This is a genomic window from candidate division TA06 bacterium B3_TA06, assembly GCA_005223075.1.
GTDB lineage: Bacteria > Hydrothermota > Tepidihabitantia > B3-TA06 > B3-TA06 > B3-TA06.
The window spans coordinates 15,821-27,261 of sequence record NJBO01000009.1 but is presented as its reverse complement, the minus strand read 5'-3'; the positions used below and the strand labels follow the sequence as shown (position 1 = coordinate 27,261).

Genomic DNA, 11,441 nt, shown 5'->3' with positions numbered 1-11,441 from the left:
GTAGCCCGGCCCTTTGATTTGTCTCCTTAAACTATTACTGAATAACCACAGCCTTGGCGGTCCGGGTGATCGCTTTGGTTCTCAGGGTGATGAAGTAGGCGCCGGATGGGAGTCCACTACTATCCCAAGAAAGAGTGTGGGTTCCAGCGGATGAGTGGTCTTCGAGTAGTGTCTGCACCTTTCGGCCCGCAGCGTCCCACACCTCGATGCGCACGTCGGTAGGTTCAGGCAGGCTGAATCTTACCACATGATCTGCGTTCACGTTCAGGGCTGTTGGCGTCTTCTCAGCTATGGTTTCCGCTACCGCGGTGGGTATGGTGCCTTCTCTTCCCATGTGGCGCAGGGCCGGATCACCGTAAAGCACTTGCCCGTAGGCATTATAGTAATCCCCAAACCAGTTCACCTGGTTCCAGTATTGAGCACGACCCGCGCTGACTGCATCGCCTATAACGTAATCGTAGGTGTTGTTCTCCGCAAGATACGCCTTTAACTGGTAGTAGAAGAGATCGTAGTCGCCCTCGTCGCCCGGCTCTTCCCAGAAAGAGCCCCAGGCTGCACGAGTATGCGCGACCACCCCCACACTCCCCTCGTTCAAAAGGGCTTGGGCCAGACAAGTACCGGTCTCCGGCTTTCCGTTCAGGCATGACATCAGAAAAGCGACGTTAGGATTGGTGTGGTTGAGGTTGGGGGCGTCGCCTGACGTTAATCCAGGGGGCCAATCCAACTCCGAATCCTGCGCTTCGCCGTCTTCGTTGTCGTCGTACCAAACACAGCGGACAAATCGATCCGACACCCCGTGGTTATTCTCGACGAAGATCCCGACGTCGGCATTGGCCAAGGTCGCTACTAGATTATCTTGAGTTAGGGGGAGGTCGCAGTCATAGTCAGAAGGGTTATCTCCTTCTTTCTCGTAAAGGGTGGTGGCCAGCGAAGGTGTTAAGACACGTGAATCCATAAGGTATTCCATGAACCAAGCCCCACCATCATCCTTATCCTCCAACGAGAAGTAGAAAAGGATGCCTGCGGCAAGCACCGATCTCTTCTTATAGGTCAGATCCTTGCTGTCCTCGAAAAGCCAGGTCCTTTCCAAGGTATTAGAAATCTTCTGTGCTAACAAGGTATTGATGCGACCCATGTGGAGTTCCATCTCGAGATCGGGTTCGTCCATCACATCCCCTGTTCCCTCCCAGTCTTCTATCTCACCGTAGTAACCGTCTCCGTCTATGTCCCAGGATTCGAAATCCGGTTTCGACAGGTCACCATAGTAGATATCGGAGGGATGAGGAGCAATATCGGGATTATTAAACGGATCATCGTTGTTGTTGAACAGGGTGAGTGTTCGCATCGGGATATCCCAATGATGGCCGATGATCAAAAGGTAGTGGTAGTCCGCCGCGTGCTCGCGCAGCCAGTTGCGGATCTTCTGCTGTGTATCTACACCCTCGGTGGATTCGGTTATCTCCTCCAGGGTTACCACCCTTACATCGAAACCGGTGCTTTCACGCCATGAGACGTAGCGATTTACATGGGGCTTAAGATCATCTGTTGTGAGAATGATCATCCGGGGACTTGCAAGCAGGCGCTCGGAGGGGCGATACCACTCGCGCGCCTGCTCCTTATTGTAGATACACTCCGGCACGTCTTCATAGAGTGTCCCCTTCTCCATAAATGACTCGATGAACTGGACATGTTCTTCAGATACCGGCGCGTAGTCAATCCTCACTGTGACGTCGGAAGCCGCCGAAAGTGCACCGCTTACAGGATCATAAAAGAAGGGACACAAAGTTACAGTCACCAGCGAGTATTCCCGTCGCTCAGCCTTTGCATTTATCTTGCCAAGCTCCTCTGAGAGCTTCTCCTCGCCGGAGTAGACGCGGACACGATTCTCCTCGTAAATTGAATAGAGTTTTTCTGTCACATCCACTGAAGCTGAACGGGGGAGCCGGGGAGGGCTGGCCTCTATGAGATAGGTTCCTTCCAGGGGAAAGCGGGCGCCTCTCACTTCGACTTCTACCACCTCGCCGGCAGGCGGAAGGGCGAAGGTGTAGGTGAGTTTGGGCAGTCTTGGATAGCCAGGCACCTGTCTATAGCTGGCTCCTTCCATTATGATGCGGGTTTCGCCGTTTTCAAGGGTGACAAACTCAAACGAGGGCATGTCTAGAGCAAAGACCATGCTTCCTTCCTGACTACACAGAGGAATCTCTTCAGCCGCAACGACCGAGGGTGGTAATGTGAGTGGAACCAACAGGCCGAAGAAGATAAGGATTTTAATCATGTACATTCGAACCTCCCAGTTTAGTTTCTATACCTTAACTATAAACAAAAAATAGGCCGAGGTCAACCCCCGGCCTTTAGATTCAGTTCTCTTGATTCTACTGAATAACCACAGCCTTGGCGGTCCGGGTGATCGCTTTGGTTCTCAGGGTGATGAAGTAGGCGCCGGATGGGAGTCCACTGACGTCCCAGTTGATGGTGTGGGTTCCAGCGGATGAGTGGCCTTCGAATAGTGTCTGCACCTTGCGTCCGGCAACGTCCCAAACCTCAAGGCAAACCTTGCTTGCGGCAGCCAGGCTGAAGTGTATTTGATTCTCAAGGTCTACATCGAGGCCTGTCAGGGACACCACGGGCGGGGTTTCAGCTATACCTGTTCGGCCAAAGTGGCGCAGGGAAGGATCACCGTAAAGGGTGTGACCGTAAGAGTTCACGTACTTGCTTACGCGGGACTCTGCGTTATAGTATTGGAGCCTGCCGGCATCAACGGCATCGCCCAGGACGTGATCGTAGGTGGTTTTCTTAAGGTAGTTGTTCAGCACGTAGTAGTAGAGACCGTTTTGGCCGCCGTCGCCCGGGCCACTCCAGCCATATCTGCCCAGGGCGGAGCGCGTATGGGCAACTACAGCGACGCTTGAGTAGTTCAGCAGGGCTTGCGCCAGGGAGTTTGCATCCTCAGGGTATCCGTTAAGGCAGGAGAGGAGGAACGCCACGTTTGGTTTTTCGGTGTTAAGAAGGAAGGCGTCCGTGTTCGCAAGGCCGACCGGCGCATCTAGTTCGGCATCTTCGGGGATGCCATCGCCGTCATCCCTGGCCCATACGGTGCGATAGAAGGCGTTTTTGAAGCCATGGTTGTTTTCGACGAATATACCGGCGTCGGTGTTGGCTAGGGTGTTCTTCAGATTGCTCTGGGTGAAGTTGATATCGCAGCTATAGATTGATGGCCCGTTGCCTTCCTTCTCGTAGAGGGTGGTGGCCGGCGATTCTTTGATGATCCCGTTGTTCATGATAAATTCCATGTAGTGGGCGCCGTCGTAACCTGCCAAGCCGTTTCCGTTCTGGTTTGGATACCACAGGATACCGCCGGCAAGGACAGAGGTCTCTTTATAGGTTGTGTTTTTATCGTACTCGAATAGCCAGGTCTGTTCCAAGATCTCTGGGACGGTTGTCGCAAGGGAGGAGTTAATGCGACCGACATGAAGTTCCATCTCGAGGTCCGGGGCGTCCTGAGGGTCCTCAAAACCACCGGCGGAGAGGGCCTCTCCATAGTAGAGGGTATCGTTGTCAAGGTCCCAGGACTCCTCATCAGGCTTGGACAGATCACCGTAGTAGATGTCTGAGGGGATATCTGCTAAATCAGGCCACCAGCCGGCGTTGCCGTTGTTGAATGGGGCAAGTACCCGCATGGGGATATTCGCATGGTGGCCTATGATGAGGAGGTAGTCGTAGTCGGCGGCGTGCCCGCGCAGCCAGTTGCGAATCTTTTGCGGCAAGTCCACCCCTGAGGTAGAACCCGCTATATCCTCCACGGTCGCCACACTGACCTCGAAGCCGGTGTGCCTGCGCCACTGGCGGTACAGGCTGGTAGAATCTTTGAGCGCGGCGGTAGTCAGGATAAGCATCCGCGGGTTTGCAAGCACGCGCTCCGAGGGACGGTACCACTCACGAGCCTCGTCCTTGTTGTAGATGTGTTGAGGCACGTCGGGATAAAGGGTTCCCTTGCGGATGAAACGGGCAATGAACTCGGAGTGCTCCTCAGAGACCGGGGCGTAGCGGATGCTGACCGTCACGTCGCGGGCGAAGGAGAGGCTGCCAGAGACCGGATCATAGGCGAATGGATAAACTGCCACGGTGACCAACGAGTACTCGCGGCGCTCCCCTGTAGCATGAATTTCGCCCAGGTGATCCGATAACTTCTCTTCCCCAGAGTAGACGCGGGCGCGTGTCTCTTTGTAAAGCATGTGAAGGTTGTTTAGCGTGGTGTTCGTGGCTCCAAGCGGTAGCGCCGGAAGTGAAGCCTCCACGAGATAGGTCCCGGGCAACTCGCAGCGGTTCCCGGAAACATCCACGCTTACAACCTCACTTCCAGGGGGAAGCGCAAAGGTATATGTAGGCATAGGCAGACGAGGGTGACCTGGATACTGCCGATAACCTACCCCTGGCATTCCTATCCGAACCTCGTCGTTATCCAACGGGATAATCTCAAACTCGGGCATAGTTAGATGGAACACGCAAGAACCTTCAGTTCTGCACAGTGGAATCCGGCCTGCCGGACCGGAGGTCTCACCGGCAAAAAGGGCAATCCCCGCAAGCACCATCACGCCCACTACGAGGGATCTTTTCATCTATTTCCTCCTTAGAGTTCTAGTTTCAATCACCCTGCCTCAACCCAACACCTTTTCTTGTTCTCGCACCTTGAGACTTTACCTGTAGACTATTATAACGCTTCTCGGCCCTTTGACAACCCCTTGCCTGGGGTGTCCGCATGTTGGACGATCTCATGCTCCATTTTTCACAATCGATCTACCTGACATAAGACTAATCGGAAAGAAAGGTATGTCAAGAAAACACACCAGCCTGTGCGGCAAGGGGTAGTTACCAGGGAGGGGAGAGGATGGCAAGGGTATCAACTAAAGGGTGCAACATTTCTTCCTCCCTGTCGTCTACCTAGATGTAGAGGATGTTTAAATGAGGAGAACGGCAATCACTAATTAGGAGGAGTTAAATGAAGAAAGCGATCTTTTTAGTCCTTATCCTTGCCGTGGCTGCCCTTGGTGCAAAAGGCTACGGCGGATTCGTAGTCTCTTACATGATGCCCGATTTTGACGCTTTGAACGAAGAGCTTAGCGATGTCCAGGGTATGGCCAGGATAGAAGATGATTACATAATCACCTACGGTGGCGGCGGCTGGGGCGGCGGCGATCATCTGATGTTCGGCGGCTGGGGCTTCGGCGGCGGACGAAGGTTAGATGGAGACACCGTCTCAATAAAAATGACCTATGGCGGCGGATTCTTCGAGCCCGGTTACTTCATCAACATCTGGAAAGGCTTCGGCATCATGCCCATGGTAGGCATCGGCGGCACCGCTGTGACCCTGAAACTCCGTCCCAGACTGGGAGATATAGACTTCGGTGATCTTCTGGATAATCCCGGACGCACCTCTGAGGTTTCCTTCGGGACTTTCACCCTAGCTCCCAGTCTCACTATACTTATTCCTATCGAGTTCATCGCCATCCAGATAAAGGGCGGCTACATGTGGAGTCCTTTCCTTGGTGGTTGGGAACTGGAAGACGGCGCCGATCTACGCAAAGCTCCTGAGATCAATCCTTCAGGTATTTACGCCCAGGCTGGGCTTCTGTTCGGCGGCGGTAAATAAACACCCTAAGAAAAGATCAAGAGGCCAGCCTTTCGGCTGGCCTTATTCTTGAAAATGCCTACACACCTTGACAACCAATGTTTCCCGAAGTATTATTGTCTTATGAAACGAAGAACTCACATGTATATCGGAGCGATAGTAGGAGCATCAGTTGGTTTTATTGATTATCTGACAAAACTTGATAATCAAAACGACAAAGAACTCGATTTTCTTGCATTGATCTTGTGGGTGGTTAGTTGTGGGTTAGTAGGCTTTCTATCGGCACGTCTTCCAGATATACTCGAACCCGCCACTAATCCAAATCACCGAAAGTTCTTCCACAGTATCTTGCTCTTGTTAACAAGTGGAACGGGAACTTTAACCATTAGAAATTCTTTAATCAAAGCCTTCTGCGCCGGCTATGTTAGCCATCTAATCGCAGATTTGACTACTCCCAAAGGCCTTCCTCTTATTTAACTTTTCTATTATACCATTACGAAGATTACCGCCGCTTCCTTTTCTTCTTCCGCTTCTTGCTCTTGGGTCGCACCCTCACCTTCCCTGCTCCTGCAAGGCGTGGATCAACCCCTGCCCCCTTGACCATGCGCTGCATCTCGGAAAGCTGCTTTATGAGCTGATTGACATCGGCAGGGGTGGTGCCAGACCCGCGGGCTATCCTCAGCTTGCGGCTTCCCGAGAGGATATCAGGGTTGCGCCGCTCCGCAGGTGTCATGGATAGGATGATGGCCTCGGTGCGTTTGATCTCGGCAGGATCGAAATCTTCAGGACTCATTCCTCCCACCATATCTGCAGGCAGCTTGTCCATAAGCTTTGAGAGATCTCCCATCTTTGAAATCTGCTTCATCTGAGTCAGTAAATCCTCGAAGTTAAGACGTCCCCCGATGAGCTTTTCGGCAAGCTCGGCACTCTGACGTTCGTCAACCACCTGACGCACCTGCTCGGCAACGCTTGCCACATCACCCTCACCGAGGATACGGCCGGCTATTCGCTCAGGATGGAAGATCTCAAAATCCCCGAGTTGCTCACCGATTCCGATGAAATATATGGGCAAACCGGTAACGTGACGGAAGCTGAGCGCCGCGCCCCCACGAGCATCGCCGTCCAGTTTCGTAAGGATAGCACCCGAAACCCCGAGCTGGGCGTGGAACTCCTGGGTCTGGCGAAGCGCATCCTGCCCGACCAGACCGTCGAGGACAAGTAAGGAGTAATCGGGTTCGAGTTTTTCCTTTATCTGGGCAAGTTCGGCGACCATCTCCTTGTCGATGTGAAGACGTCCGGCAGAGTCTATTATGACCAGTTGGTTATTTGATTTCTTCGCGTGTTTGAGTGCCGCGGTGCAGGTCTCTATATCGCGGGAGGTAGGTTTTGGAGGCCCCAAAAAATCTACCTTGGCTTTTGATGCCAGGGACTCAAGTTGCTCGACCGCAGCCGGTCGTTTGATGTCCGCAGCGACCAAAAGTGGGTGCTTACCAGCATACATCCTGGCAAGCTTTGCGGCCACGGTGGTCTTGCCCACACCCTGAAGCCCTAAAAGCAGAATGACGGTTGGCGGCTTTGCGAACTCAAGCTTCTCGGCCTTTCCCCCAAGGAACGTGGTCAGCTCCTCGTAGATAACCCGCAGCGCCTGCTTGCCTGGCTGAAGCGAGCTGTATATCTCGGTTGTGTTAAGTTTCTCTTCAAGCAGGGAAATAAACGCCTTGGTCGCCTTATAGTTCACGTCCGCCTCAAGGAGCGTCACGCGAAGCGTGCGCAGGAACTCCTTGATCTCCCGCTCGGAAAGGCTGCCCCTGCCCAGCAGCTCCCGCTTGAGCTTGGTGAACGCGTCTTTCAGAAGGTCAAACATCTGTGATATTACCTTGTTGGCCTTTTTTATTTAAAGTCATTGGGGTATTCTACTTACTTCTCCTTAAAGATGCAACCTGCCTCGGAAGATATGTAAGGGCCGATTTGTGAATCGCCCCATCCAATTCCTCCCCCCTTTGTGGGGGAGGTGGCCGCTCCGGAGGAGCGGCTGGAGGAGGAGCCTTTCTGAATCCCCTCCCCCGGCACTGCGTGCCGTCCCCCTCCACCAGGGAGGGGGAAATTGTAGCTGCAAAGCCTTTGGGTTATCCCTCCACCGGGGAGGGGGATAATTTTTATCGCCTCCCTCTTGATGGGGCGAAGTACCACAGTCTGGCGGAGGGTAGGGTGGGGGTGTCCAAGGGCAACCCCTTTATATTTTAGAGTGCAACGACCGTGTCGCTCTTACCCCAAGCGATTGCTTCGCAATCGCTTGGGGACCCCCCTGTCGTTGCGATGAATTCCAGGATGCAACAAGACGCTTGTTGCACTCCAAACCGTCGTTGCGACCGTAGTCCGTCTCCACAGGAGACGGGGAAGGGAAGCAATCTCATAGCGCCGCTGTATTATGATAGGGTTCGTGCCCCGGTTTTTGACTTTCTGGTACTGAGATTGCCGCGTCCCGCCTCCCTTCGGTCGTCACTCCTCGCAATGACTGCCGTAATTTGTGCTTTGCGTTAGTGCCCCGGTTGGGTGCATTTTGCACTTTTAAATTTGACTTCACCCGCCCTTGACCGCCCGCACGACCGCGGCGTAGTCTTTTGATCGGAAAAGCGCCGAGCCAACCACCAGTATGTCAGCCCCGGCCTCGCGAATCGCCGGCGCGGTCTGGGGATTGATCCCGCCGTCAACAGCAATGTGCACAGAAAGTCCCTGGCGCTCGATCTCGCACTTGAGAGCAGTGATCCTTTGGAGCGTCTCGGGGATAAAACTCTGGCCGCCGAAACCGGGGAAAACGCTCATTAAAAGCACCTGCGAGAGTTTTGGCAGGATTGGATAGACGCTTTCAAGTGCGGTGTCCGGATTCAGGGTAACGCCTATCGGTTTACCGTGTTCAAGCAGCTTGGGCAGGGTGTCCTCACGCGCGACCTCGATGTGGTAGAGCACCTCATCAGCGCCCGTCTCAATGAACTTAGGTGCGTACTTTACGGGGTCGGCAATCATCAGATGAGCGCGAAGCGGGAGTTCGGTGAGATTCCTGATATGTTTGGTCACCGGCGGACCAAAGCTTATGTTGGGGACGAAATGCCCGTCCATGACGTCGAGATGGAACGCGTCCACCCCTGCTGCCTCCGCGGTACGTATCTCTTCGCCAAGGCGGGTAAAATCACAGTTAAGTATTGAAGCGGAAAACTCAACCATCACGTACTTTCATCAATCTAACAACTCAAGACAATCATCGCCCATTAACACGCTGGCAAGCCAGGATCAAGGCTCCTGGCCCACGGTAACCCTTATCGTGTCCCCTTTCCCAACAAATACCCCGGGCTCAGGAGACTGAAGCAACACAATCCCGCCCTTGCCTGCGATGGGGTGCTTGCGAATCTCTCCCAGGATAAGCGAATCGGCATCGAGCAGCGCTCGGGCCTTCTCAAGGGGCATATCTATAAGGTTGGGCATGGGGATCGTCTTGCCAATTGGACCGGCGGAGATGTAGAGACGAAGCTTGGTTCCTTTCGCAACACGAATCTCCGGGTCAGGCTTCATGGCTACGATTCTTCCTAGGGGAACGGTATCGCTCTGCACGGTATCCACCTGCTCGATCTCAAAGTTGCGGCGCTGGGCTATAGCCGTGGCCTGCTCCAGGGTAAGACCCAAGAGGTAGGGAACGCGAACCGACTCCTCTCCCGAGGATACGGTAAGCTGCACCAACCTGCCCTTCTTGACCTTGCTCCCGGCCCCAGGCCTCTGCTCTAAGACTGTTCCTTCCACATAGAGTGTATCAGGCCGCTTCTCATCAGCCACAGACTCGAAGCCCTGTTCTTCGAGGAGAACAATCGCCTCCTCCAGAGGCAGACCTACCACCTCAGGAACCTCGACCTCGTCGCCTTTGCCTACTATCAAAGGCACCACTATGTAATTCCCTACAAGAAATCCCAGAATGCCAAGTGCAAAAAACCCACCGATAACAATCCCTACGACCACAGCGACCTTCAGAACAATGCTAGGGGCGGATCTCTCTGCCATTCTAGCGAAGAACCCCTGCAACCACCAGATCTATCTGTGAGCCCTTTGGAGCCATCTCGCCCGCCTTGGGCGTCTGTTTCATCACGGTTCCCTGGTAGTACTCGCCCGTTACCCTGTAGGTTATAGCGCCTACCACAAACCCCTGCTCCTCTATCGTTTTTCGAGCCGTTGAGAGTTTGCGGCCTGTTACCTTAGGAACCTCAACAAGCTCGGGACCAAGGCTCACGAACAACGTAACCTTACTTCCCTTCTCCACTGCGGTTCCCGCCTCAGGATCGGTTCCTATCACCAAATCCTCAGCTAATGTATCGTGTTTTGAGACAACGTCGGAGACGAAGAGCCCGGCGGCCTGCAACAACTCGGTTGCATGGAGCAACTCAAACCCGGCAAGCTGGGGCACCTCTATTATCGGCCTTCCGGTGCTCAAAACGACACGGATGATCCCACCAAGGCAAATAGGTTCAGCGGGCTCCGGATCCTGGGAAAGTATCACCCCTTCCTCAAGATCGCTTGGGTTCTCTCCTACCGGAAGAATCACGAAGCGGTAAGGCTCAACCACCACTTCGGCTTCCTCAACGCTAAGGCCCACTATCTCAGGGGTTGGGCGTGGACGCCGCGCAAGAAAACCTGGGATCTGCAACCCTAAGGTAACCCCAGCAGAAATAAGCAAGGCGACCCCGGCACAGATAAGCACCGAGATCCACAACGCCCGGTTATTTGATCTTTTTTGTTCGTTCATGATGGTATCCCTCCTCCATTAGTCGTTGTTTTCTTCCTCTTCTTCACCCGAGCCTCCCAAAACAAAAAGCTTTGAGCCTCTGATACTACGCAAGCGTTCTTCATCCTTCAAGCTGGCCTTCACCTGGAGGATGTAGTTGGCAGGCTTATCCAGTTTATCCGCATCTATCTCCCAAACTACCGTCTTGCCATCCGGTTTAACTGTGGCATTTACAATAGTCTCACCTTTTGGAATCGGAGCAAGCGCCTGCAGGGTCATCAGTCGAGCCTCGTATTCGCTAATCCCCTCGATGGGATCCCACGATAAGACCACCCTGCCCTCCTCGGCCAAGACGGTGTCCGGGAGATGAAACACAAGGCCTGCAAACGGGGTGCAGGTGAACTCCTCAAGCACAAGTGCCCGATCTTGCCTGAGCAAAAGCAACCGGTAGGTGGCTTCATCAATGCCCAGGGTTTCAGGGTCGCTAAATTCCATCCCTTCTGCAAGATCACGCAACGTATCTAGCACAATAAAGTCTCCATTGATCTTTCTCTCCACTACCACACCTTCACCATCATCTTCTGAAAGCCCCTGCCAGGAAAAATTAACCAGGGCGTATGAGGAGGGCCCCTCTTCTTCAGTAAGGTATACCGTTTCTGTCTGCACCCTTATCTTACCGAGTTCCGTTTCGTATAAAGGTTCATCAAGCCTGTCGCAGTCCAGGGCCAGAAGGACAACCCCGGCTGCAGCCACGATAAGCATCGCCAAAAGGTATTTGGCCATCAATCCTCCTTCTTGTGATCTGTAATCTTACGGCTATCTTGAAACATGTCAAGCGCGAAGGTTTTATTGCGTGAGCGCTCGCCCTTGATAAGACTAACACTTGAGCGCGGTATCCCGAAGTATCTCGCCAGGAGCTCTTTTACCTCCGCGTTCGCCCGTCCCCTCTCGGGAGCAGAATGCACCCGGACCTTAAAGCAATCCCTTCCGAGTTCCTCAACGCGGCGTCTTGAGGCTCTGGTAACCACCCGCACCTGGATCAAACGCATA

At 53.7% G+C, this 11,441-nt stretch carries 10 protein-coding genes; 2 read left to right on the top strand and 8 right to left on the bottom strand.

The features are described 5' to 3' along the window. Window positions 1-34: 34 nt before the first annotated feature. The gene (locus CEE36_06565) at window positions 35-2,281 is read right to left on the bottom strand and encodes a hypothetical protein (protein TKJ42741.1); all 2,247 of its coding nucleotides are present in this window, start codon (window positions 2,279-2,281) and stop codon (window positions 35-37) included. A gap of 91 nt (window positions 2,282-2,372) precedes the next feature. Beyond that, window positions 2,373-4,616: a hypothetical protein gene (locus CEE36_06560; protein TKJ42740.1), complete on the bottom strand. Its 2,244-nt coding sequence runs from the start codon at window positions 4,614-4,616 to the stop codon at window positions 2,373-2,375. Window positions 4,617-4,996: 380 nt separating this feature from the next. On the opposite strand from CEE36_06560, the gene CEE36_06555 reads away from it, so the two are divergent. Both CEE36_06555 and CEE36_06550 read left to right on the top strand, forming a co-directional pair. Then, window positions 4,997-5,647 carry a hypothetical protein gene (locus tag CEE36_06555; protein TKJ42739.1) on the top strand — a complete coding sequence of 217 codons (651 nt, stop codon included), beginning with the start codon at window positions 4,997-4,999 and terminating at the stop codon, window positions 5,645-5,647. Between the two features lie 54 nt (window positions 5,648-5,701). Continuing rightward, window positions 5,702-6,103 (top strand): hypothetical protein, encoded by a 402-nt coding sequence (locus tag CEE36_06550; protein ID TKJ42738.1) that lies wholly within the window; start codon window positions 5,702-5,704, stop codon window positions 6,101-6,103. A gap of 25 nt (window positions 6,104-6,128) precedes the next feature. On the opposite strand, the gene CEE36_06545 is transcribed toward CEE36_06550, so the two are convergent. The 6 genes from CEE36_06545 to CEE36_06520 form a co-directional block, all read right to left on the bottom strand. Beyond that, a complete protein-coding gene (locus tag CEE36_06545) occupies window positions 6,129-7,490 on the bottom strand; it encodes a signal recognition particle protein (GenBank protein TKJ42737.1) in 1,362 nt (453 codons plus the stop codon). 716 nt (window positions 7,491-8,206) lie between these two features. After that, window positions 8,207-8,848: a ribulose-phosphate 3-epimerase gene (gene rpe / locus CEE36_06540; GenBank protein TKJ42736.1), complete on the bottom strand. Its 642-nt coding sequence runs from the start codon at window positions 8,846-8,848 to the stop codon at window positions 8,207-8,209. 66 nt (window positions 8,849-8,914) lie between these two features. Next, window positions 8,915-9,673: a hypothetical protein gene (locus CEE36_06535; GenBank protein TKJ42735.1), complete on the bottom strand. Its 759-nt coding sequence runs from the start codon at window positions 9,671-9,673 to the stop codon at window positions 8,915-8,917. Between the two features lies 1 nt (window position 9,674). Then, window positions 9,675-10,412, bottom strand: coding sequence for a hypothetical protein (locus tag CEE36_06530; protein TKJ42734.1), 738 nt, complete (start codon window positions 10,410-10,412; stop codon window positions 9,675-9,677). An 18-nt stretch (window positions 10,413-10,430) separates the two neighbouring features. Then, window positions 10,431-11,174, bottom strand: coding sequence for a hypothetical protein (locus tag CEE36_06525; GenBank protein TKJ42733.1), 744 nt, complete (start codon window positions 11,172-11,174; stop codon window positions 10,431-10,433). Then, a complete protein-coding gene (locus CEE36_06520; GenBank protein TKJ42732.1) occupies window positions 11,174-11,440 on the bottom strand; it encodes a hypothetical protein in 267 nt (88 codons plus the stop codon). The genes CEE36_06525 and CEE36_06520 overlap by 1 nt, the downstream gene beginning before the upstream one ends. Window position 11,441: the final 1 nt, after the last annotated feature.